Raw genomic sequence first — 24872 nt, forward strand, 5'->3', positions numbered from 1 at the left:
ATTCCTTAGGTTAGAGTTAAACTGGGATTTCTTCGCGGCGGAGCATTTCGCCCGCTAGAGCAAGATACGCTTTGGCACCTGCGGAGTACTTATCGTAGTACATTGCTGGCTTACCGTGACTTGGCGCTTCAGCCAAACGAACATTACGCGGAATGACAGTACGGTAAACTTTATTCCCAAAGTGTTTTTTAAGTTGATCGGATACTTCATTCGATAAGCGGTTGCGTGGGTCGTACATGGTACGCAATAAACCTTCGATTTTGAGGTTTTCATTCACAACAGCCGCTAACTTGCTGATTGTATCCATAAGAGCAGTTAAACCTTCTAACGCAAAGTATTCACATTGCATCGGCACCAGCACAGAGTCAGCTGCCGCCATCGCATTGATTGTAAGAAGGTTTAGAGAAGGAGGACAATCAATAAAGATGAAATCATAGTTATCGCGAACTGAGGACAATGCATTTTTTAGACGCACTTCACGAGCGAAAACTTCCATCAATTTGATTTCTGCCGCGGTGACGTCGCCGTTCGCCGCGATCAAATCATACTTCCCTGTTGTTTGGGTACAAACGACTTGATCGAACGGTGTATCTTCGACCAAAAGATCGTATGCGGTGGCGTCGACCATATACTTATCCACGCCACTGGCCATCGTAGCATTGCCTTGCGGGTCGAGATCGATCACCAAAACCTTGCGCTTTGTTGCCGCCATCGAAGCCGCTAAGTTAATGCACGTTGTTGTTTTGCCGACCCCACCTTTCTGGTTGGCGATTGCTACAATTTTACCCACGATTACCTCGCTAATTTTCCTTGCGCGATAAGATTACTAGATGACGATCACCTTCCAACTCAGGAACAGCCAAAGATATGATCTCTGTCACACTGCACCATTCAGGAAGCTGATCCATTTCATCTTTAGGGTGCTGTCCTTTCAGCGCTAGAAACACCCCGTGCTCTTGTTTCGGCAAATGGTGGCACCATTCCACCATGTCTATCATTGAAGCAAAAGCTCGACTCAAAACGCCATCAAATTTTTCTTCAGGTTGGAATTCTTCGACACGACTTTGAATTGGTGTCACGTTTTTCAGCCCTAATGTGTGCACAACTTGCTTGATAAAACGGATGCGTTTGCCAAGACTGTCGAGCAAAAAGAAGGTTTTCTTAGGGTTCATGATTGCCAAAGGGATGCCCGGTAACCCCGGACCAGTACCAACATCAATGAAGCGCTCACCGGGCAGGTGTGCGCTTACAACGATACTATCAAGAATATGTTTCACTAACATATCAAGCGGATCACGTACCGATGTTAAATTGTACGCTTTGTTCCATTTGTCGAGCAGTTCGACATAACCAACTAACTGCTCTCGTTGCTGTTCTGACACTTCCAAATCGGTTTTCGCGATCAGTGAATCCAGCTTTGTTCGCAATGCGCTCATTATTCTTCCTCACCTTTCTTCAGCAAACCATGCTTTTTCAAGTGAACAAGTAGAATAGAAATTGCAGCAGGCGTAATACCAGAAATGCGTGATGCAATACCGATGCTCTCTGGTTTGGCCTCGCTCAGTTTAGCAACGACTTCGTTTGATAAACCTTTTACATCGCGGTAATCCAAATCAGCAGGTAACTTGGTATTTTCGTGACGCAGTGATTTTTCGATCTCTTCCTGCTGACGCTTGATGTAACCATCGTATTTCACTTGAATTTCAACTTGCTCAGCCGCTTGCTGATCTTCAAGAGCAGGAGCAAACGCTTCAAGTTGCGTCAGTTGCGAATAAGTGATCTCTGGACGACGCAGAAGATCCTCACCACTCGCTTCACGGGCCATTGGGGTTTTCAGCAGCTTGTTCAACTCATCAACACCCTCTGACTTCGGATTCATCCACGTTGCTTTCAAACGCTGACGCTCCGTTTCCATATTGTTGATTTTCTCGTTAAAGCGAGCCCAACGAACATCATCAATCAAGCCTAGCTCGCGCGCTTTTTCCGTTAAACGTAAATCGGCGTTATCTTCACGAAGTAGCAGGCGGTATTCCGCACGAGAAGTGAACATGCGGTACGGCTCTTTGGTACCCATGGTCGATAAGTCATCAATCAACACGCCCATGTAAGCTTGGTCACGACGTGGGCTCCAGCCTTCTTTGTCTTGGCTAAACAAGCTTGCATTTAGACCGGCCATCAAGCCTTGCGCTGCGGCTTCTTCGTAGCCAGTCGTGCCATTAATCTGGCCAGCAAAGAACAAACCATGGATGAACTTCGTCTCGTACGTTTGCTTCAAATCACGTGGATCGAAGAAATCATATTCAATCGCATAACCTGGGCGAACGATGTGTGCATTTTCAAACCCTTTCATTGAGCGCACGATTTGTACTTGCACATCAAATGGCAAGCTGGTCGAGATACCATTAGGGTATAACTCGTGCGTGGTTAGGCCTTCTGGCTCAATGAAGATTTGGTGGCTGTTTTTGTCAGCGAAACGCATCACTTTGTCTTCAATAGACGGACAGTAACGCGGACCAATACCTTCAATCACACCTGCGTACATTGGACTGCGATCCAAGTTACTGCGGATCACATCGTGAGTTTGTTCATTGGTGTGGGTGATGAAACATGGAATCTGACGCGGATGCTGTTCACGTTTGCCCATGAACGAGAATACAGGCGTTGGGTTATCACCGTGCTGAGCTTCTAGCACTGAAAAATCAACAGTACGAGCATCAATGCGCGGTGGAGTACCTGTTTTTAAACGATCCACACGGAACGGCAGTTCACGCAGTCGATCCGCTAATGCGATCGATGGTGGATCCCCGGCACGACCACCAGACGAGCTTTCCATACCTATGTGGATCTTACCACCAAGGAAGGTACCCACGGTTAGCACAACGGCTTTCGCATGGAAGCGAAGTCCCATTTGAGTTACCACACCAACTGCGCGATCTTGTTCAACAATCAGATCATCAACTGACTGCTGGAACAACGTTAAGTTAGGCGCATTTTCCAATGCATTACGAACGTACGCTTTGTACAGAGCGCGATCGGCTTGAGCTCGAGTTGCTCGTACTGCAGGACCTTTGGAGGCATTTAGTGTACGAAACTGAATACCTGCATGGTCGATGGCTTCAGCCATCAAACCGCCCATAGCATCCACTTCTTTTACTAAGTGACCTTTACCAATACCACCGATCGCCGGATTACAAGACATCTGGCCTAATGTATCGATGTTATGGGTAAGGAGAAGCGTTTTTTGTCCTGTGCGTGCAGATGCGAGCGCGGCTTCCGTTCCTGCGTGTCCGCCACCGACAACAATGACGTCAAAGTTTTCGTGATAAAGCATGAACTGACCTCAGGTATTCAAAGGGATTTAATGGACAGATAAAGGAGCCGTATTTTACCTGCTTTATGCCAGAGAGAAAAACGTTTTCTCGTTTTATCCGTTTTAAGCTTCAAGATAAATATATATAAGATCTATATATATGATCTTTTATTAGATCTACTATTAGGATCGACCGTTTCTGTGGATAACCTAAAAATGATCAACAAGATCATGGATCTTCTTTGGATCATATCTTGTGATCATGATTGGATCAGAACGAGGATTACCTGGGATCAAAAGTGGTGGTTATACACAGGGGGTAAAATTGATAAAAGTTGTTATTGGGATAACTAAAGGAAAATCACTGGATCTTATTGTAGTTATCCACAGTCTGTTTGGTTGGTTTTTGAGCGGTTAAACAAAATAATTTGGTGGGAGTTATTCACATGGGAGAAAACAGAGCCGAATTTCGACTCTGTTGAAGGGAAAGTCGTGAGTTTAAAAACGTTCGATATTCTCTTTTAACCACATCTCTGCGGCGTCTTCTGGCACATCATGGCTCAGTACATCGATTTTAAAGCAATCTGCGAGAGGGGTTGCACCAATATCCTCTAATAAATCATAAGCGTGTTGACCAGCGGCACAGAACGTATCGTAGCTAGAGTCACCAATCGCAATCACCGCAAATTTTACATCAGTCATTTTTGGCGGTGTATTTTGTAATGCTGCGATAAAAGGTTGGATATTATCAGGATACTCACCAGCTCCATGTGTAGAGGTGATCACCAACCACGTACCTTGATTTTCGATATCACTGAGGGAAGGCTGGTTGTGGATCGTTGTTTCAAATCCATTCTCGTTGAGTAGATCACTCAGGTGATCCCCTACGTATTCTGCGCCACCTAACGTGCTGCCTGTAATAATGTGGATCATACTTCTTCCTTATTGAATGCGACGGCTAAAGCTCATGGATGGCTTGCCGTACAAAAAGAAACGCGGTGTGAGTTAAGCTCAGCACCGCGCGTTCGATTATTTACTTCCCGATACAGAATGAAGAGAAGATTCGTCCCAGTAAGTCGTCAGAACTGAACTCACCGGTAATCTCATTGAGATGTTGTTGGGTGATACGTAGCTCTTCAGCCAATATTTCACCTGCCATATAGCCTTCAAGCTGCTCCTGGCCTATTTGAAGGTGCTGTGCGGCACGTTCTAATGCATCGAGATGACGACGACGAGCCATAAACCCACCTTCACTGTTGCCAGAGAAGCCCATACACTCCTTGAGATGATCGCGCAGAGCTTCAACCCCTGCACCAGTCTTCGCTGACAAACGGATAAGAGTAGGGTTATTGACGTGGCAGATCCCCATATCTTCACCCGTTTGATCCGCTTTATTACGGATCACAGTTATGCCAATGTTGTCTGGTAGGCGATCCACAAAATCTGGCCAGATATCTTTCGGATCGGTGGCATCGGTTGTCGTGCCATCCACCATGAACAACACGCGGTCTGCTTGGGCTATTTCATCCCACGCGCGTTCGATACCGATTTTCTCTACTTCATCGGAAGCATCACGCAAACCTGCTGTATCAATGATGTGTAGTGGCATGCCATCAATATGGATATGCTCACGCAGTACATCACGCGTGGTTCCTGCGATGTCGGTTACGATTGCAGATTCTTTACCCGATAGCGCGTTTAGTAGGCTTGATTTGCCCGCATTTGGACGACCCGCAATCACGACTTTCATCCCTTCACGCATAATAGCGCCTTGGTTAGCTTCTTTGCGCACCGCATCTAGGTTGTCGATGATGGCTTGTAGGTCACCAGCCACTTTACCGTCGGCCAAAAAGTCGATCTCTTCTTCAGGGAAGTCGATGGCTGCTTCAACATAGATACGCAAATGAATCAGCGACTCAACTAAGGTATTAATGCGGCCTGAAAATGCGCCCTGTAAGGATTGCAGCGCCGATTTTGCTGCTTCTTCAGAACTGGCATCAATGAGGTCTGCAATCGCTTCGGCTTGAGCTAGGTCGAGTTTATCGTTCAGAAACGCGCGCTCAGAGAACTCACCAGGACGAGCTGCTCGGATACCATCTATACCTAGAATGCGTTTTATCAGCATATCCATCACGACGGGGCCGCCATGGCCTTGCAGCTCAAGTACGTCTTCACCGGTAAATGAGTGCGGGTTAGGGAAGTACAGTGCGATGCCCTGATCAAGCACAGTGCCATCTTCTGACTTAAACGGCAGGTATTCTGCGTAGCGGGGCTTTAGTGTTTTGCCAGTGACTTCTAACGCCACTTGGTTGGCTTTAGGGCCAGAAACTCGAATAATACCGACACCGCCACGACCAGGCGCGGTCGCTTGAGCGACAATCGTATCTGTAGTCATAATTTTGCCTTTTGAGCTGGGCTATAGGGAAGATACCTAGGGAGCCATCACAATTAATTAGCTGAATTGTAATCAGCCAAAAACAAAAAGGCGACCTTTTGGCCGCCTTTCTCAATCATTTCCTAAAAGGTTACTTGCTGTGTAAGCCTTTTTTCTCTAATCCTTTGTAGATCAGAGTTTGCTGGATAAGCGTTACGATGTTCGACACCAACCAGTACAGAACGAGACCTGATGGGAAGAACAAGAAGAAGAAGGTAAACATAACCGGCATAAAGGTCATGATCTTCTGCTGCATTGGATCCGTTACCGTTGTTGGGCTCATCTTCTGGATTAGGAACATAGACGCACCCATCAATAGCGGCAGGATGTAGTAAGGGTCCTGCGCTGAAAGGTCATGAATCCAACCGAAGAATGGTGAGTGACGTAGCTCTACCGATTCCATTAGCGCCCAGTATAGTGCGATGAAAATAGGCATCTGTAGGATAAGAGGTAAACAGCCACCTAGTGGGTTCACTTTCTCTTTCTTGTACAGTTCCATCATTTCTTGGCTCATGCGCTGACGGTCATCACCGATACGCTCACGCATTGCTTGCAGCTTAGGCTGTAGCATGCGCATTTTCGCCATAGACGTGTATTGCGCTTTTGTTAGTGGGTACATTGCACCACGAACGATGAAGGTCAGACAGATGATTGCCACACCCCAGTTGCCAACAAAGCTCTGGATGAATGAAAGCAACATATGAAGAGGCTTCGCAATGAACCATAACCAGCCGTAGTCCACTACTAGGTCTAGGTTAGGTGCCACTTCTGCCATTTCATCTTGCAGTTTTGGACCAACCCAAAGTGTTGCTTCAAACTTAGCCTGATCGCCTGTTGCGATAGTTTTGTTCGGCATACGAACGCCGATGTCGCCTAGGTTGCCAATTACACGAGTGTATAGGTTAGTACCTGGTTCGTTACGTGGGATCCAAGCTGCGGCAAAGTAGTGCTGAATCATTGCTGCCCAACCTTGGCCATCGGCTAGGTTAAGAGACAGGTTGCGATCCTGCATATCATCAAAGCTGTACTTCTTGTAACGCGTATCTTCTGTTGAGTATGCGCCACCACGGTAAGTAGGCATTGTGATGCTACCACCATCGTCCATTAGGTTTTGACGTAGGTGAGCGTACATACCAAATGTTGCGTTGTTGCCTGAGTTGTTCACTACATCGTATTCAACATTAAGCGCGTAGCTGCCGCGTTTAAAGATGTAAGTTTTGGTGTATTCGATGCCGTTTGCAGTGAATGTCATCGGAACGCGAAGTTCATCTTGACCGTCAGCCATTGTGAAGCTGTCTGCACTTACGTTGTAGTGAGGGCGATTTGTGCTGCTCAAGTCGATACCTTGAGGACCCACTAGACCGCTTTGAGCGATAAATTGGTGACCTTGAGCGTCTTTAAGCAGAACAAAGGAATCTGATGAATCTAACTCAGCAGAGTATTCGTTAAGGTTGGCATGTACCACATCGCCACCAACGGTGTCGATCGACAGAGTTAAAACATCAGTCGTTACTGTGATAGTTTTTGCAGAAGCTTGCTGTTGACCAGGAACTGGGTCAAGTTCATCAGCAAAAGATGGTGCAGGTAGAGTGCTGCTTGATTGAGCCTGTTCAACTGCTTGAGGTTCTGGATTCTTTGCAACTTGCCATTGTTGAAACAGCAAAAAAGAAACCAGGGCCAAACCGATGAGCAGGATATTACGTTGAGAATCCATCGTTAGTTATCTCTGTCTTGTTTTTGGACTGGTGGAACGGGGTCATACCCCCCTTCATTCAAAGGGTGGCATTTTAATAGACGTTTGCCTGATAACCAACATCCTTTTACAAAACCGTGAGCTCTCAAAGCTTCTAGCGCGTAAGTGGAACAGGTTGGTGTGAACCGGCAACGAGGACCAATCAAAGGGCTGATAAACCAGCGATACAGATAAACGAGCCCAATGGCTATCCACGTGAAGGGCGAGACAGGCGTTGCCATAGCTTATCAAACAACTTAAAAATTTCCTCATTGCTTAAATCTTGCGCGCTTTTCTTCGCAATCACAACAAAATCTTTGTTTGGAAGCTGATGTTGATTGTTACGAAAGCTTTCACGAGCCAAACGCTTAAATCGGTTACGACCGACAGCCGTTTTGATTTGCTTTTTGGGAACCGCTAAACCTAATCGTGGGTGAGAAAGTTTGTTATTGCGAGCAATGATGGTGAAATGAGGCGAGCCAGCTCGATGAGCTTGCTGGAAGACGTTTTGATAATGCTCGGGAGTTAACAAACGTAACTCCCGATTAAACGCGTACGTGTTCAAAATAAACTAGCGATTATTTTGATAGGCGCGCACGGCCTTTTGCACGACGTGCGTTGATAACTTTACGACCGTTCTTAGTTGCCATGCGAGCACGGAAGCCGTGAGTACGCTTGCGCTTTAGAACTGTAGGTTGAAAAGTGCGTTTCATGATAATTACCTTTACTGATCAGTAGTTTTAGGTTCTTGTTAAACCCGGCGTGGGTATTTGCTTTCTTATATAAAGAAGCTCTTTATATAGAGAAGGACAACCGACGCCTCTCAACAAAGAGGCGGAATTGTAATCACACTCACATAATGTGTCAATGACTCAATGAGTACGAAATTCCGGCCGGGCGATTATACGTAGTGTGAGTAAAATCTCAAGGATCAATCGATCCTGATGCTTGATCGTTACTCTATTCCTACTTGGTTAAGGAATTTTTTCAAACGAGGATCTTGTGGATTATCGAAGATATCCTGTGGAGAACCTTGCTCAACGATATTGCCTTCCGCCATGAAGATCACTCTATCAGCGACTTCTTTCGCGAATTGCATCTCGTGCGTCACCACCAGCATGGTTTGATGCTGATTAGCTAACTTCTTCATTAATGAGAGAACTTCTCCGACCCATTCAGGATCCAGCGCAGAAGTTGGTTCGTCAAATAACAGCAGTTCTGGTTGCAGCGCCATCGCTCGGCCGATACCCACACGTTGTTGTTGGCCGCCAGACAATGCCGCTGGATAACTATCGCCTTTATCCCCAAGGCCGATGTCATCCAGAATTTGTTGCGCTCGTTTGAGAGCATCGGCTTTTTTCCATCCTCGAACGGTCACTAGACCTTCGGCAATATTCTGGCGCGCATTCATATGGGCAAACAGGGCATAGTTTTGGAACACAAAGCCAGTTCGACGACGCAGCGCTAATACTTCGGCTTTTGTGTGTTTTTGAGTATCAACAGAGACTTCATCTATCGTGATACGGCCTTCATCTGCCTGTTCTAGAAAGTTCACCGTACGCAGCAAGGTTGATTTACCCGTACCACTTGAACCGATAATCACAATGATCTCACCTTGCTGAATATCGAGGTCGATGCCTTTCAGCACTTCAGTCTCACCAAAACGTTTGTGAATATTTTCTAACTTAATCATCGTACGTACGCCTTATTCAGTTTTGCTTCTGCCCAGATTTGTACGCGAGTCAGAATCACCACCACGCCCCAGTAAATAAGTGCAACCGCAAGGAAAGCTTCAAAGAAACGGAAGCTTGATGAGGCTTCCATCTGTGCTTTGGCCATGATTTCAGCCACACCAAGCGTAAAGGCGAGAGACGTTGACTTGATCATATCGATGAAATAGTTCATCAGTGAAGGCAGCGCTACGCGGGTTGCTTGAGGCAAAATGACGCGGCGCATCGCCTGAGATGTTGTCATGCCCACCGATAAGCTGGCTTCCATCTGGCTACGATCAATACCAATAATGGCGGCACGAATGCTTTCCGCCATATAAGCGGCAAAGTGCAGCGTTAAACCGATCACCGCTGCTGAGAAGGCATCAATACCCACCATCAATGGGAAGATTTGTGGTAAGCCATAATAAAGCAGGAAAAGCTGAACTAAGAGTGGGGTGCCACGGAAGAAGCTGATGTACAGTTGGCTTAATTGATCCAGAACTGGCAGTTTAAATACGCGAATATTGGCTAAAATGACGGATAAAATCAGTGAAAACACCAATCCCCACGTCGCCATTTCCATGGTAGTGCCAAGATATTTCAGCAATATCGGCAGCAGTTCCAACATGTAATTAAAGTCAAATCCCATACGGCTTACCTAAAGGCTAGAGAAAAGAAAAGGTGGAAAACAAGTTCCACCTTTACGTAAGTTTATTTTAGTCCGAGAGTGATACCACTTTGCGGCCTAAAGTACAAAGAGTTCTTATTTCGTGATGTCAGCGCCAAACCACTTCACGGAAATTTTCTCTACTGTACCATCTGCGCGCATCTCAGCCAGTGCTTTGTTTACTTCTTCTTGCAGCTTACGACCTTTCTCGTTGTCCACGAAAGGCCATGCGTTTTGAATTGTCTCAAACGGTTCGCCCGCCAATTCCAGAGGAAGACCGGTTTTCTTAATCAGCTCTAATGCAGAAAGACGATCCATTACAAATGCATCTGCACGACCGAGTGCCACATCATGTTCGATACCAGTGTCGTACGTTTTGATGTTGATCTTGCCATCTTTGTCGTACTGACGAAGCAGTTGCTCGAAGTTAGATCCTAGGTTCACAGCAACGGTTTTACCCGCGAGATCGTCAACACCTTTGATGCTGTCGTTGCCTTTACGCACGGTAATTTGTGCGCCATCTACAACGTAAGGGTCTGCGAATAGGTATTTGGCTTTACGCTCATCAGTCATGGTGATTTGGTTGGAGATCGTATCGATGCGACCGGTTTCTAGCAGACCAAATAAACCAGAGAAGTTGGCTGTTACGTATTCGATTTTGTAATCGTTGCGTTTGCCGATTTCATCCCACATGTCGACTTCAAAGCCTTGTAGCTTATCTTGCTTTACAAAAGTAAACGGGAAGTAGCGACCTGACATACCAACTTTGACTTCAGTAGCGGCTTGTACGGTTGCTGCCGACAGTGCAATGGCTGCAACGGCAACCTTAATCCAGTTTTTCATAATACATCTCCATAATTTTATGGTTGGAAATACTACTGTTAGTTAGCTCAATTAAATAAATAACCAAGAGCAATAACCTAGACCTGTGAGTTATTAGATAATAGAAGAAGAATGTTAAATGTGACAAAAATGCGAACTGAACCAGGGGAAATGATCGACAAAATCAGCATTGGGAATAAAATAATACACAGACTTATCACCAATCACTCGATCTTGTGAATTTTGCCCAATTGTGGATCGTTGTGTGGGCAAATTTGGGGCAAGGTGTGTTGATCTCATCAAGTTTGCAGAAATAATTGTGAATAACTTGGATCTTATTCACTGGATCGTCGATCAATCGCTGGCGATCTTGGTTATCAACAGGTAAAATTGCCAGTCTTTTCCGATAATTCAATTACTCAGTGGGGGCACCGTGTCATCTTCGCTTTGGCTGCAATGTTTGCAGCAGCTTCAAGAAGAGCTACCAGCTACAGAATTCAGCATGTGGGTTCGTCCGCTACAAGCGGAGCTCAATGACAATACTCTCACTCTATTCGCGCCAAACCGCTTTGTGTTGGACTGGGTGCGTGATAAGTATCTGAACAATATTACTCGTTTACTACAGGAATACTGTGGTGGCGACATTCCTAACTTACGCTTTGAAGTGGGGAGTCGACCTGTCTCTGCTCCAAAACCAGCGCCGACACGTACGCCTGCAGATGTAGCTGCGGAGTCATCTGCACCTGCGCAATTACAGGCACGTAAGCCAGTACACAAAACCTGGGATGACGACGCTCAAGCGATTGCGGCGATCAATCACCGCTCAAACATGAACCCAAAACACAAGTTCGACAACTTTGTTGAAGGTAAGTCGAACCAACTGGGTTTGGCTGCGGCGCGTCAGGTATCGGATAACCCAGGTGCAGCTTACAACCCACTATTCCTATACGGCGGCACGGGTTTGGGTAAAACCCACTTATTGCATGCGGTGGGTAACGCGATTGTGGATAACAACCCGAACGCGAAAGTGGTCTACATGCACTCAGAGCGTTTTGTGCAAGACATGGTGAAAGCGCTGCAAAACAATGCGATTGAAGAATTCAAACGCTACTACCGCAGTGTGGATGCACTCCTTATCGATGACATCCAATTCTTTGCTAATAAAGAACGTTCGCAAGAAGAATTCTTCCATACCTTCAACGCACTATTGGAAGGTAACCAGCAGATCATCTTAACGTCTGACCGTTATCCTAAAGAGATTAATGGCGTTGAAGATCGTCTTAAATCTCGCTTTGGTTGGGGTCTTACTGTTGCGATCGAGCCGCCTGAGCTTGAAACGCGTGTGGCGATCTTGATGAAAAAAGCCGAAGATCACCAAATCCACCTTGCTGATGAAGTGGCATTCTTCATTGCCAAGCGTCTGCGTTCGAACGTTCGTGAGCTAGAAGGTGCACTGAACCGCGTTATCGCTAACGCGAACTTTACTGGCCGCCCAATTACGATTGATTTTGTTCGTGAAGCGCTGCGCGATCTGCTTGCTCTACAAGAGAAGCTGGTGACGATCGATAACATTCAAAAGACGGTGGCGGAATACTACAAGATAAAAGTGGCTGACTTGCTGTCCAAACGTCGCTCTCGTTCTGTAGCGCGTCCTCGTCAGCTGGCCATGGCGTTAGCAAAAGAGCTAACCAACCACAGCCTGCCTGAAATTGGTGATGCGTTTGGTGGCCGCGATCATACGACCGTACTTCATGCGTGTCGCAAGATTGAGCAGCTGCGTGAAGAGAGCCACGATATTAAAGAAGATTACTCTAACTTGATTCGCACCCTGTCCTCGTAATCGGTTAGAATAACGGTATTCTAAGCAAATCATTTATTGAGCTGACAGCGTAAAGAGCCAAGCATGAAATTTACCATTGAACGTAGTCATTTAATCAAACCGCTACAGCAGGTTTCGGGCGCTTTAGGTGGCCGACCAACTCTGCCAATCCTGGGTAACCTACTTCTTAAAGTAGAAGAGAACGTATTGTCGATGACGGCAACCGATCTTGAAGTAGAGTTAGTAAGCAAAGTGACGCTAGAAGGTGATTTTGAAGCGGGCAGCATTACCGTTCCTTCGCGTAAGTTTCTCGATATCTGCCGTGGTTTACCGGACGATGCGATCATCACATTTGTATTAGAAGGTGATCGCGTACAAGTTCGCTCTGGTCGCAGCCGTTTCTCATTGGCAACGCTTCCTGCGAACGATTTCCCTAATATTGAAGATTGGCAAAGTGAAGTGGAAGTATCACTGAGCCAAGCCGATCTACGTACGCTGATCGACAAAACTCAGTTCTCGATGGCGAATCAAGACGTTCGTTACTACCTCAACGGCATGTTGTTTGAAATTGACGGTACCACGCTACGCAGCGTGGCGACGGACGGCCACCGTATGGCGGTATCGCAAACTCAGCTGGGTGCGGATTTTGCGCAGAAGCAAATCATCGTGCCACGCAAAGGTGTGCAAGAATTAGTGAAGTTGATGGACGCGCCAGAGCAACCTGTAGTACTTCAGATCGGTAGCTCCAATGTTCGTGCTGAGGTGAATAACTTTACTTTTACCTCTAAGTTGGTTGATGGTCGTTTCCCTGACTACCGCCGCGTATTGCCTCAGAGCACCAATAAGACCCTAATAGCAAGTTGTGACGAGTTGCGCCAAGCCTTCTCTCGTGCTGCGATTCTTTCCAACGAAAAATTCCGTGGCGTGCGTGTGAATCTGGCTGATACTGAAATGCGCATAACCGCGAATAACCCAGAACAAGAAGAAGCGGAAGAGATGCTTGATGTGACCTTTGAAGGTGACGCCATCGAAATCGGCTTTAACGTAAGCTATGTGCTTGATGTTCTGAACACGTTGCGTTGTGAAAATGTACGTGTGTCGATGTCGGATGCTAACGCTAGCGCATTGATTGAAAATGCCGACGATGACAGTGCCATGTACGTGGTGATGCCAATTCGTCTATAAGCCAACTGAATGCCTCTTTCTCGTCTCATCATTCAGCAGTTTCGAAACATTAAAGCCTGTGATATTGAGTTATCAGCAGGCTTTAACTTTCTTATCGGGCCGAACGGCAGCGGTAAAACCAGTGTCTTAGAAGCGGTTTACCTGCTCGGGCATGGCCGCTCATTCAAGAGTTCTCTCACCGGACGAGTGATACAAAATGAGTGTGACGAACTGTTTGTTCATGGTCGTTTTTTGAACTCGGATCAATTTGAGCTACCTATCGGCATTAATAAGCAGCGTGATGGCTCAACAGAGGTTAAAATAGGCGGTCAATCTGGACAAAAATTAGCGCAGTTGGCACAAGTTCTGCCTCTGCAGTTGATACACCCAGAAGGGTTTGATTTACTGACAGATGGCCCTAAACATCGTCGTGCGTTTATTGATTGGGGCGTGTTTCATACCGAGCCCGCTTTTTATCAAGCATGGGGAAGGTTCAAACGCCTTAACAAGCAGCGCAACGCGTTGTTGAAAACCGCCAATAGTTATCGTGAGCTCAGTTATTGGGATCAGGAAATGGCAGGGTTGGCTGAAAACATCAGCCAATGGCGAGCAAGTTACATCGAGCAGATGAAAACCGTCGCAGAAACTATCTGTCAGACATTTTTGCCAGAATTTGAGATCCAATTGAAGTATTATCGTGGCTGGGATAAAGACACCCCATACCACGAGATACTAGAAAAGAATTTTGAGCGTGATCAGGCATTGGGATACACCTTTAGTGGCCCAAACAAAGCTGATTTGCGCATTAAAGTGAACGGAACGCCCGTTGAAGATGTTCTGTCACGCGGTCAATTAAAACTCATGGTGTGTGCATTGCGTGTCGCGCAAGGGCAACACCTGACAGAGATGACCGGTAAACAATGCATTTACCTAATTGATGACTTCGCGTCGGAATTAGATAGCCAACGTCGCAAGCGTCTTGCTGACTGCTTAAAAGAGACGGGCGCACAAGTATTTGTAAGCTCTATCACTGAAAGCCAAATCGCCGATATGTTGGACGATAACGGTAAATTGTTTCATGTGGAACATGGCAGGATAGAGTCAAACTAGAAGAGAGAAACTCATGTCTGAAAATTACGATTCATCGAGTATTAAGGTACTGAAGGGTCTGGATGCGGTACGTAAGCGTCCAGGAATGTACATCGGCGATACGGACGACGGCACCGGCCTTCACCACATGGTTTTCGAGGTGGTGGATAACTCAATTGATGAAGCGTTGGCAGGTCACTGTAAAGACATCGTTGTGACAATTCATGAGGATAACTCGGTTTCCGTTAGCGATGATGGTCGTGGCATTCCAACAGAAATCCACTCAGAGGAAAATGTCTCTGCAGCAGAAGTAATCATGACGGTACTTCACGCGGGTGGTAAGTTCGACGATAACTCATACAAAGTATCGGGTGGTCTTCACGGGGTAGGTGTTTCAGTGGTAAACGCTCTATCTGAGAAAGTTGAGCTGACGATTCATCGTGGTGGCCATATCCATACGCAAACCTACCGCCATGGTGAGCCTCAAGCGCCACTAGCCGTTGTGGGTGATACGGATAAAACCGGTACACAAATTCGTTTCTGGCCAAGTGCCGAGACGTTCTCTAACACTGAGTTTCACTATGACATTCTGGCGAAACGCCTGCGTGAACTGTCATTCCTGAACTCTGGTGTGTCGATCAAATTGGTTGATGAACGTGAAGCGGACAAACATGATCACTTCATGTATGAAGGTGGTATTCAAGCGTTCGTTGATCACCTAAACACCAACAAAACGCCAATCATCGAAAAAATCTTCCACTTTAACTCTGAGCGTGAAGACGGCATTTCAGTTGAAGTGGCGATGCAATGGAACGATGGTTTCCAAGAGAATATCTTCTGCTTTACCAACAATATCCCACAGCGTGATGGTGGTACTCACCTTGCTGGTTTCCGTGCTGCGCTAACACGTACATTGAACAGCTTTATGGATAAAGAAGGTTTCTCGAAGAAAGCGAAAACAGCGACTTCAGGCGACGATGCGCGTGAAGGTCTAACTGCGGTTGTTTCGGTGAAAGTACCAGATCCTAAGTTCTCAAGCCAAACAAAAGACAAACTGGTTTCTTCTGAAGTGAAATCAGCTGTTGAGTCTGCAATGGGTGAAAAACTGTCTGAGTTCCTGATTGAGAACCCGACAGAAGCGAAGATGGTTTGTTCGAAAATCATCGATGCAGCACGTGCTCGTGAAGCAGCGCGTAAAGCTCGTGAAATGACGCGCCGTAAAGGTGCACTAGACCTAGCTGGCCTTCCAGGTAAACTTGCAGACTGTCAGGAAAAAGATCCGGCACTCTCTGAACTATACATAGTGGAGGGTGATTCGGCAGGCGGCTCCGCAAAACAAGGCCGTAATCGTAAGAACCAAGCAATCCTACCGCTAAAAGGTAAGATTCTTAACGTAGAAAAAGCACGTTTCGACAAGATGCTATCTTCGCAAGAAGTAGCAACACTGATCACCGCACTAGGTTGTGGTATCGGTCGTGACGAGTACAACCCGGACAAGCTGCGTTACCACAACATCATCATCATGACCGATGCCGATGTCGATGGTTCGCACATCCGTACGCTACTATTGACCTTCTTCTACCGCCAAATGCCAGAGCTTATCGAGCGTGGTTACGTGTACATCGCTCAGCCACCACTTTACAAAGTGAAAAAAGGGAAACAAGAGCAGTACATCAAAGACGAAGAAGCGATGAACCAATACCAAGTATCATTGGCTCTGGATAATGCATCGCTACACGTAAACGCAGAAGCACCAGCATTGGCAGGTGAAGCACTAGAGAAGCTTGTTCAACAGTACAATGCGGGTATTAAACTAGCGGAACGTATGAGCCGTCGTTACCCAAGTGCTTTGGTAAACGAGTTGATCTACACTCCTCGTCTAACGCCTGAGCAATGCCATGACGCATCAGTTGTTGAAGCGTGGACGAAGCAGCTTATTGAGCAGCTGAATGCGAAAGAAGTGGGCGCGAGCCAATACAGCTACGAAGTTGAGCAGCACGAAGAACTAGGCTTAAACTTGCCTAAGATCGTGGTTCGTACTCACGGCGTGACGCACGAACATGCAATTAGCATCGATTTCCTAAACTCGAAAGAGTACGGCAAATTGGCTGATCTATCAGAAGCACTGGATGGGCTTCTGGAAGAAGGTGCGTACATCAAACGTGGTGAGCGTACGATGCCAGTAGCAAGCTTTGCAGAAGCGCTTGATTGGTTGGTTAAAGAGTCAATGCGTGGTCTGAGCCGTCAGCGTTACAAAGGTCTAGGTGAGATGAACCCAGATCAGCTGTGGGAAACGACTATGGACCCAGAAACGCGTCGCATGATGCAAGTAACGATTGAGGATGCGGTAGGCGCAGACCAATTGTTCACAACACTGATGGGTGACCAAGTAGAACCTCGTCGTAACTTCATCGAAGAAAACGCGCTGAAAGTAGCGAACTTAGACGTGTAACGACAACTTATCTTAATAGAAAAAAGCAGCGAGAAATCGCTGCTTTTTTTTGTTTTAACCACCAATGAAAATCGCCACTTTCTGCCAAGACTTTGGTTTTTCTGGTGCTAATTGCCAATAACCTGATCAAGCTTGCCATTTTATTTCTGTTTTCTTTTTTTCTCGCCATTTTGTTCGCTTGGGCGCTTTTGCTTTCTTTTTTCTGCTCGCTATAGTGCTGAAGAGCTGATGAATAAGGAGGTTGAGAAAATGGTGATGACTTTCCTGAACTAAGCCGGAGGTGATGCACTTCCGGTTCAATGCACTGAATTTATTTGTAAGACAAGGCATTAAGAAGGAAATAATCATGTTTGAACGCTGGTTCTCGGCGTACTGTTTGGCGCTGCGAACTTGGTGGTTAACCAGTCGCTTTTTAACCTATCAATCACCACTAAGGTTGTTATCGCTATTTGAAACCTGCGAGCAACAGGCCCATTGCCGTAACCGAGCTCGTATTGCGGTTGGGGACACGGTTCGCTTAGTGGATGTTGAACGCGCCTATCAATATCGCATGACGTTAGTCAGCTCGCGCAAGGGGCAACCGATGACAGGTATGCTAGCGGTCGATTCTTATTTGGGGGCTCGATTGTTAGGTCGAGCTAAAAATGATGCGCTCGAAGTGGAAATTTTTAATCAGCGACGCTGCTTTGTGATTACTGAAATTGTTCATCAATCGCAGCCACCAGCGCAGAGAATGCTGTGTGGCTGTCTGTTGTGTCAATAAATAGAGGTGAAGTCATGAGTAAGAAAGACAAGAAACAACCACAGTTGAGTCTGAAAGAAAAGCGTAAGTTAAAACAGGAAAAGGCGGCAGAAAAGGGCGTTGTAAAAGCGCGTAAATCTTCCCGCAAGTAGAGTGCAGATTGAGCCCACCAGAAAGGTGGGCTTTTTAATACCGATTGCAAAGCGAGGGTAAACTGACCTTTCTGGGGAGATAGCGAGCGCACTTAAAATTTTTTATTTTTTCCCTTGAAAGTCATTTTTGACGACCTTATATCTAGTTGTGAAGAGGATGACTGGCTTGCTAGAGACTAGAAGACAGCCCTCTGGAATCGCTAAAACGAGATCGCTCAAAAGAGGATATGGCGTTTTAGCACACAACTTAAACCTTTAGATTTCCTATCATGTCTCCGAGCCAAATGATGGCCTGCGGAATGATAAGAATCTCTTAGCTCTGCGTTGGTTTTTGCATAAACACGCCTGTGAGATGAAGGTCATCTGAGCTAAGACTATTGCTTAATTAAGAGGATAGATTTATGCGTAACGTAGATTTCTCACCACTATACCGTAATGCAATTGGCTTTGATCGTCTGCTAAACCTGATGGAAGCGAATACAGCGAAAAATACTTCTGGCGGTTACCCTCCGTACAACATTGAGCAAAAAGACGAGCATAACTACCGTATTACTATGGCAGTTGCTGGCTTCTCTGAAGACCAACTCGATCTGACTCAAAACGAAAACATGTTGATTGTGAAGGGCGAACGCAAAGCAGAAGAAGGCAAAAACTACGTGTACCAAGGCATTGCAGAGCGCGACTTTGAACGTAAATTCCAGCTAGCGGATTATGTAAAAGTGACTGGCGCTTCAATGGAAAACGGCCTATTACACATTGACTTGGTTCGTGAAATTCCAGAAGCAATGCAACCACGTAAAATTGCTATCGGTGGCAACAACCTGCTAGAAAGCAACTAATCAGCAAGTTATTTGCCCTATAGAGTGAGAAAGAGCGCCAGTTGGCGCTCTTTTTAATTGGAGTAGCCGAAGCGATTGCTTCGTATTACAGACCTTGCTGGTAAGCCTTTTCCACTTCTTCCGCGATAATCGCAATCCCTTTCTGCATCATCTCATCGTCTTGAACGTAGTTCATGCGTAAGCACTGATGAGCGTGGTCCCATTCGTCTTGCTGGCCAATAAAGAAGTATTCACCCGGGACTATCAATACCCCACGCGCTTTCAAGCGTTGGTACAGTTCCATTGTTGTGATTGGCAGTTCATCAAACCATAACCACAAGAAGATAGCGCCTTCCGGCTTGTGGATACGGAAGCGCTCATCGGTAATCGCTTCTTGGAGTAGTTCAACCGCACGTTGCGACTTCTGCTTGTAGAACGGCTTAATCACCTCTGAACTCAGTTTAAGCAGATCGCCTTTGCCAATTATATGGTTTGCCAGCGCTGGACCCACACTGCCCGGCGCTAGGCTGATGATGCCATTCATATTGGTTAATGCTTGAGTGATTTCTTCACTCGCAATCACAATCCCACAACGCACGCCCGGCAAGCCAAGTTTAGATAAGCTCATGCACAGGATGGTGTTTTCATTCCAGAACGGTTCGACATCTTCAAAAATGATGTTCGGGAACGGCAAGCCGTAGGCGTTATCGATGATCAGCGGAATGTTGTTCTCACGTGCTAGCTTGTCCAGCTTACGTACTTCTTCGTCTGTCAGTACATTACCCGTTGGGTTAGTTGGGCGAGACGCGCAGATTGCCGCAACAGAGTCGTCGACGGTTAGCTGCTCAAAATCGACGTGGTATTTAAACAGACCGTTATCTAACAGTTCGATTTCTGGGTGGTATGAGACAAAGATGTCTTCATCAATGCCCGCGTCGCCATAACCGATGTACTCAGGCGCGATAGGCAGTAGCACTTTCTTGTGCAAACCGTCTGGCTGTTTACCTGCGAGTAAGTTGAACAAGTAGAAGAAGCCACTTTGGCTGCCGTTAGTTAGGCTGATGTTCTTTTCGGAAATATCCCAGCCGTAAGTTTCACTGAATAACTGAGCTAGCGCTTTGACGAACGTGTCTTTACCCTGCGGACCATCGTAGTTGGCGAGGGCGGCGACGAGCTCCCCACTGGCGAGCATTTCCTCACTGGCTTGGTGAAAGTAATCGAGCATGGCAGGAATGGCGGCTGGGTTACCTCCACCGAGCATGATGGCACCTGGTGTGCGTAGACCATCATTCAAATCGTCCATTAACTGCGTGATACCTGAATACTGATTAAATTTTTCACCAAACTTTGAGAACTGCATGCTGACTGATACCTAATTCATTGTGATTGCTTATGTGTATTGAATGCTGATGAAACATCAGCTTATAGAGTAATACTTGACCTTACCCTAATGTTATTACGACGCAAAGTGTGAATTTACTCGAAGAAGAAAAAAGTTTGTCATCAGACCAGATGATGGGGATATGAGCAGTGAATAAAAAAGGGAAGCGAAATGCTTCCCTTGCTGGTGGAGTGAATCGGCTATTCGCCAGTGTAGACGATCAGCACTTTGTCGTCGTGGTATTGGCGCTCGAACGCGTAATACCCTTCTTGATTGCGAGTGATGTGTTTGCCTTGCGCAACCGCTGGGTGGCGTTGACGGAACTCGCCGAGTTTTTGCCAATGTTGCAGCAAGTCTTCACGTTCGCCATGAATCTTATCCCATGGCATATCAGAGCGAGTACCTTGAGTAGGGTCGGAACCGGTAATACCAAAATCACGAGCAATCTCATCGCCGTAATAGATCTGTATTGCACCAGGAGCCAGCATCAGTGCATTTGCAGCGCGTGCTTGGTCATCGAAGCTGCGGCTGCGTGCCGACCAAAACAGCTGAGTATCGTGCGAAGAAAGGTAACTCAACACGTTGAACTCAGGATCGGAGTTAATACGTTCTGCGTAGCGGCGATAATCGCTATCGAGTTGAGCGAAACATTTCAGCGCTTTTGGTGCCACATCAGATTGGAACTCGAAGTTGATGATGGAATCGAAGCCGTTATCGAAATACGGGCTCTTCACCACGCTGTGTGCCCACACTTCACCTGTCATCCAGAAAGGTAGGTCATCCAAGGCTTTGTCTGGGTTGTTTTGCTTCCACTGGGCAAGCGCTTTAGTGGTGCTGGCTTTCAGCTCTGCCCACGCTTCCATTTCAACGTGTTTGGCCGTGTCAACGCGGAAGCCATCAATGCCGTAGTCGCGCACCCAATCGGATAACCAGGTAATGAGGTGTTCACGCGGGGTTTGCAGCTCATCTTGCGCATTGGTGTCTTTATTGCGGAAGAAGTTTGGTAATCCGGTTTTCTGGGTCGATTCGGTTTTGAGATCCGGTAGGTAGTTCAAAGACATGGTGATGTCGTTGTAGCCCGGAGCATCGTAGTCACCAATGTCGGTGCGGATCCAATCCTTGCCCCACCATTTATCCCACGCTTCGCTATCACCGTATTTGATGTAGTCGTTGAAGCTGTGCCAGCTTTGTCCTGATTTTGGCTGCCAGTCGGTCCATTTTTCACCAAGGACTTCTTTGGCTTCTTGGTCATCTAGGTAAAGCTGACCAAAGCCGAATTCCTGCATGTCTGCTAATGTCGCATAACCTGTGTGGTTCATGACTACATCCCAAATCACGCGGATGCCTTTCTTGTGGGCGGTATCGACGAAGGTTCTGAGTTCATCTTCGGTCCCCATGTTGGCATCAAGCTTGGTCCAATCTTGATGGTAGTAACCGTGGTAGCCGTAGTGCTTAAAGTCGCCTTTATCGCCGCCGCCAACCCAGCCGTGGATTTGTTCCAGTGGTGAGGTTATCCAGATAGCATTCACACCAAGTGATTCGATGTAATCGAGTTTTTTCGTTAGACCCGCTAAGTCACCACCGTGGAAGATACCAATCTCATATTTTCCGTCTTTGCTGCGACCGTAGCTGTTGTCGTTGTCTGGGTTGCCATTGTAGAAGCGGTCGGTCATGACGAAGTACACCGTCGCGTTATCCCAGCTGAACGGTTTATCGGCTTGCTGTTCAACTTCTTCTAGCAGCAATAGACCTTGGCTCATAGGACCCGGCTGCATGGTGACGCTGCCATTGGTGACTGTGGCTTCTTGTCCGGTTAAGGCATCACGAACGACTGTGCCATCATTAAAGGTTTGAGCAACGTTGATGGTTTTTGGCGTATCGGTTGCGACAGGGCAAGAGTAGGTAATGTCTTGGTTCTGTTTGGGTTTGAGCCTAACAGTTAGCTCGTTGGTGGTTGGATTGAGCGTAAATTGATAGGTATTGGCTTTGAAGATGCGCAGTGGCATTTGTGCATCAGTGGCGCAATTATCCATTTTTAATGGACGATTGAATTTGATGCGATCTTCTTCTGCTAGAGCAAAGCTGCTGCCGCAGGTTTGGTTACTGTCGGCAATGGTAAAGGTATAGCTGCCTTTTTCGAGTTTTTGCTCGGCGACAAGTAAGCCGTTAGAGTTTGGTTCGAAGACGGCAGTATCGTCTCCAACGCTCAGTACGATAGCATTTTCTGGAATCTGGCTGCAGGCGCTCAATAGTCCAATAGAGAGTGCGAGAATTGTTTTTTTCATTGTGTCCTTCCCCCGAATAAACAGTCCAGTTATAGCAAAACTGAGCCTCTACAATCCGAGCTCTGCACCAACAAGTTAAACGTGTCTCACCCTACAAATTTTTGCCTTGTTCACAAAATGAATAATAAGAACCGATTATCTCCGTTTAAAGACAACAAAAAAGGGAAGCCGACGCTTCCCTTTACTTATCTCTTAATCACTTCTGAATCAGTAATGAATTACTTTTGAAGGACAGAGATATCTGCGACCTGTAAGAACAGGTTACGCAGGTTGTTCAGCAATGTCAGACGGTTCTTCTTAAGTGCTTCGTCGTCTGCCATTACCATTACGTTATCGAAGAACGCATCCACTGGCTCACGCAGATCTGCTAGCTTGCTTAGGGCTTCTTGGTAGTTACCGGTCGCAAATGCAGGCTCTAGTGCTTCAGTCATGACTTCAACGCTTTCTGCTAGTGCTTTCTCTGCGTCTTCTTGTAGCAATGCTAGGTCAATTTCTTCTGCTAGTTCGCCGTCGAATTTCGCTAGGATGTTACCAACACGTTTGTTCGCTGCTGCTAGAGACTCTGCCGCTTCCAGTTCACGGAAGTGAGAAACCGCTTTAACTCGTTGGTCGAAGTCTGCTGGTTTAGTCGGGCGACGCGCTAGAACCGCTTGAATGATGTCTACGCTGAAGCCTTCGTCTTGGTACCAAGCACGGAAACGACCAAGCATGAACTCGATAACGTCTTGTTCAACGTTGTCGTTGGTTAGGCGGTCGCCAAACAGTGACTTCGCTTTCGCTACTAGGTCAACAAGATCTAGGTTGTAGCCGTATTCAACGATGATACGTAGTACACCTAGAGATGCGCGGCGTAGTGCGAATGGGTCGCTGCCTTTAGGCGCTTGACCAATACCGAAGATACCTACGATAGTGTCTAGCTTGTCTGCCATTGCAACTGCAGTTGAAACACCGTTTGATGGCAGTTCATCACCTGCGAAACGAGGCATGTATTGCTCATTCAGTGCTACTGCAACTTCTTCTGCTTCACCGTCGTGGCGAGCGTAGTGCATACCCATAACGCCTTGAGTATCCGTGAATTCGAATACCATTGAGGTCATTAGGTCACATTTTGCTAGTAGACCAGCACGCTTTGATTTCTCAACGTCAGCACCGATTTGCTCTGCAATGTAGCCAGCAAGTTCTGTGATGCGGTCTGTTTTGTCTTTGATCGTACCCAGTTGCTTTTGGAAGATCGCTTGCTCTAGTTCAGGCAGACGGTCGATAAGCGGACGCTTACGGTCTGTGTTGAAGAAGAACTCTGCGTCAGCAAGACGAGGACGAACCACTTTCTCGTTACCTTCGATTACGTAACGAGGCTCTTTTGATTCGATGTTCGATACGAAGATGAAGTTAGGTAGTAGCTTCTTGTTTTCGTCGTAAACAGGGAAGTATTTTTGGTCACCTTTCATGGTGTAAACCAATGCTTCAGAAGGTACTTTTAGGAACTCTTCTTCAAACTTCGCTGTTAGTACCACTGGCCATTCAACCAGAGACGTTACTTCTTCTACTAGGTCATCTTCTAGGTCAGCGATACCGCCAACTGCTGCTGCCGCTTTTTGTGCGTCAGCTAGGATGATTGCTTTACGCGCTTCGTAATCTGCCATTACTTTACCGCGCTCTTCTAGGATCGCAGGGTATTGCTCAGCAGAATCGATAGTAAACTCTTGCTCACCCATGAAGCGGTGACCACGGATAGTGCGGTCAGAAGCAACACCAAGGATCTCGCCTTCGATTAGGTCGCTGCCCATTAGCATGGTTAGCGTCTTAACTGGACGGATGAACTGAGTTGTTTTGTTACCCCAGCGCATTGGTTTTGCGATAGGTAGGTTTGCTAGTGCTTTCGCTGCAAGTTCAACGACGATCTCAGACGTTGGCTGACCTTTCACTTCTTGTTTGAACAGTAGCCATTCGCCTTTGTCTGTAACCATGCGCTCTGCTTGGTCAACAGAAATACCACAACCGCGTGCCCAGCCTTGAGCCGCTTTGGTTGGGTTGCCTTCCGCGTCAAACGCTGCAGAAACCGCAGGGCCACGTTTTTCAACGATTTTGTCTGATTGGCTTTCTGCTAGTGCCGCGACTTTAAGTGCAAGACGACGAGGAGCCGCAAACCATTTTACGCCTTCGTGAGCTAGCTCAGCGCCTTTTAGTTCTGCTTCGAAGTTTGCTGCGAATGCTTCAGCTAGCGTACGAAGTTGCGTTGGTGGTAGCTCTTCTGTACCTAGCTCGATTAGAAATTCTTTTGCCATGTTCTCTA

General features: G+C 46.7%; 21 protein-coding genes. 6 read left to right on the forward strand and 15 right to left on the reverse strand.

Annotation, left to right across the window (positions count from 1 at the left end; all coding sequences use genetic code 11):
* Positions 1-16 precede the first annotated feature (16 nt).
* The 12 genes from LIX84_RS21270 to LIX84_RS21325 form a co-directional block, all read right to left on the reverse strand.
* Positions 17-790 carry a ParA family protein gene (locus tag LIX84_RS21270; protein WP_005383838.1) on the reverse strand — a complete coding sequence of 258 codons (774 nt, stop codon included), beginning with the start codon at positions 788-790 and terminating at the stop codon, positions 17-19.
* 10 nt (positions 791-800) lie between these two features.
* A complete protein-coding gene (rsmG, locus tag LIX84_RS21275) occupies positions 801-1436 on the reverse strand; it encodes a 16S rRNA (guanine(527)-N(7))-methyltransferase RsmG (RefSeq protein ID WP_226422130.1) in 636 nt (211 codons plus the stop codon).
* On the reverse strand, positions 1436-3331 hold the full coding sequence (gene mnmG, locus LIX84_RS21280; RefSeq protein WP_005378901.1) for a tRNA uridine-5-carboxymethylaminomethyl(34) synthesis enzyme MnmG: 1896 nt from the start codon (positions 3329-3331) through the stop codon (positions 1436-1438). Before mnmG ends, rsmG begins: the two co-directional genes overlap by 1 nt.
* Before the next feature lie 477 nt (positions 3332-3808).
* Positions 3809-4243, reverse strand: coding sequence for an FMN-binding protein MioC (gene mioC / locus LIX84_RS21285; protein WP_005378900.1), 435 nt, complete (start codon positions 4241-4243; stop codon positions 3809-3811).
* 100 nt (positions 4244-4343) lie between these two features.
* Positions 4344-5705: a tRNA uridine-5-carboxymethylaminomethyl(34) synthesis GTPase MnmE gene (gene mnmE / locus LIX84_RS21290; protein WP_005383836.1), complete on the reverse strand. Its 1362-nt coding sequence runs from the start codon at positions 5703-5705 to the stop codon at positions 4344-4346.
* Between the two features lie 130 nt (positions 5706-5835).
* Positions 5836-7458 (reverse strand): membrane protein insertase YidC, encoded by a 1623-nt coding sequence (gene yidC, locus LIX84_RS21295; protein WP_005383834.1) that lies wholly within the window; start codon positions 7456-7458, stop codon positions 5836-5838.
* A gap of 2 nt (positions 7459-7460) precedes the next feature.
* The gene (yidD, locus tag LIX84_RS21300) at positions 7461-7718 is read right to left on the reverse strand and encodes a membrane protein insertion efficiency factor YidD (protein ID WP_005378822.1); all 258 of its coding nucleotides are present in this window, start codon (positions 7716-7718) and stop codon (positions 7461-7463) included.
* Complete coding sequence (rnpA, locus tag LIX84_RS21305; RefSeq protein WP_005394102.1) at positions 7685-8008, reverse strand: ribonuclease P protein component; 324 nt, start codon at positions 8006-8008, stop codon at positions 7685-7687. Before rnpA ends, yidD begins: the two co-directional genes overlap by 34 nt.
* A gap of 46 nt (positions 8009-8054) precedes the next feature.
* Positions 8055-8189 (reverse strand): 50S ribosomal protein L34, encoded by a 135-nt coding sequence (gene rpmH / locus LIX84_RS21310; protein ID WP_005378825.1) that lies wholly within the window; start codon positions 8187-8189, stop codon positions 8055-8057.
* Positions 8190-8431: 242 nt separating this feature from the next.
* Positions 8432-9169, reverse strand: a complete 738-nt coding sequence (locus tag LIX84_RS21315) for an amino acid ABC transporter ATP-binding protein (protein ID WP_226422131.1) — start codon at positions 9167-9169, stop codon at positions 8432-8434.
* On the reverse strand, positions 9166-9837 hold the full coding sequence (locus LIX84_RS21320; protein ID WP_005378829.1) for an amino acid ABC transporter permease: 672 nt from the start codon (positions 9835-9837) through the stop codon (positions 9166-9168). Before LIX84_RS21320 ends, LIX84_RS21315 begins: the two co-directional genes overlap by 4 nt.
* Positions 9838-9951: 114 nt before the next feature.
* Positions 9952-10698, reverse strand: coding sequence for an amino acid ABC transporter substrate-binding protein (locus LIX84_RS21325; RefSeq protein WP_005378831.1), 747 nt, complete (start codon positions 10696-10698; stop codon positions 9952-9954).
* A gap of 412 nt (positions 10699-11110) precedes the next feature.
* Between LIX84_RS21325 and dnaA the strand changes: the two genes are divergently transcribed.
* From dnaA to LIX84_RS21355, 6 genes are all read left to right on the forward strand, one after another.
* Positions 11111-12517, forward strand: coding sequence for a chromosomal replication initiator protein DnaA (gene dnaA / locus LIX84_RS21330; protein WP_005378835.1), 1407 nt, complete (start codon positions 11111-11113; stop codon positions 12515-12517).
* 63 nt (positions 12518-12580) lie between these two features.
* A complete protein-coding gene (dnaN, locus tag LIX84_RS21335; RefSeq protein WP_005394106.1) occupies positions 12581-13681 on the forward strand; it encodes a DNA polymerase III subunit beta in 1101 nt (366 codons plus the stop codon).
* Positions 13682-13690: 9 nt separating this feature from the next.
* Positions 13691-14770 (forward strand): DNA replication/repair protein RecF, encoded by a 1080-nt coding sequence (gene recF / locus LIX84_RS21340; RefSeq protein ID WP_005394107.1) that lies wholly within the window; start codon positions 13691-13693, stop codon positions 14768-14770.
* A 13-nt stretch (positions 14771-14783) separates the two neighbouring features.
* On the forward strand, positions 14784-17201 hold the full coding sequence (gyrB, locus tag LIX84_RS21345) for a DNA topoisomerase (ATP-hydrolyzing) subunit B (RefSeq protein ID WP_005394109.1): 2418 nt from the start codon (positions 14784-14786) through the stop codon (positions 17199-17201).
* Between the two features lie 346 nt (positions 17202-17547).
* Entirely contained in the window at positions 17548-17964 is a 417-nt protein-coding gene (locus LIX84_RS21350) for a GreA/GreB family elongation factor (RefSeq protein ID WP_226422132.1), read from the forward strand.
* Positions 17965-18496: 532 nt separating this feature from the next.
* On the forward strand, positions 18497-18934 hold the full coding sequence (locus LIX84_RS21355) for an Hsp20 family protein (protein ID WP_005458680.1): 438 nt from the start codon (positions 18497-18499) through the stop codon (positions 18932-18934).
* 85 nt (positions 18935-19019) lie between these two features.
* Here the strand turns inward: LIX84_RS21355 and LIX84_RS21360 are convergent, their stop codons facing one another.
* The 3 genes from LIX84_RS21360 to glyS all read right to left on the reverse strand — a co-directional run bounded on the left by LIX84_RS21360 (position 19020) and on the right by glyS (position 24864).
* Complete coding sequence (locus tag LIX84_RS21360) at positions 19020-20273, reverse strand: valine--pyruvate transaminase (protein ID WP_226422133.1); 1254 nt, start codon at positions 20271-20273, stop codon at positions 19020-19022.
* 221 nt (positions 20274-20494) lie between these two features.
* The gene (locus LIX84_RS21365; RefSeq protein WP_226422134.1) at positions 20495-22579 is read right to left on the reverse strand and encodes an alpha-amylase; all 2085 of its coding nucleotides are present in this window, start codon (positions 22577-22579) and stop codon (positions 20495-20497) included.
* Positions 22580-22797: 218 nt separating this feature from the next.
* Positions 22798-24864: a glycine--tRNA ligase subunit beta gene (gene glyS / locus LIX84_RS21370; RefSeq protein ID WP_226422135.1), complete on the reverse strand. Its 2067-nt coding sequence runs from the start codon at positions 24862-24864 to the stop codon at positions 22798-22800.
* Positions 24865-24872 lie beyond the last annotated feature (8 nt).

This window comes from Vibrio sp. E14 (assembly GCF_020515785.1).
In the GTDB taxonomy this organism is placed as follows: domain Bacteria; phylum Pseudomonadota; class Gammaproteobacteria; order Enterobacterales; family Vibrionaceae; genus Vibrio; species Vibrio diabolicus.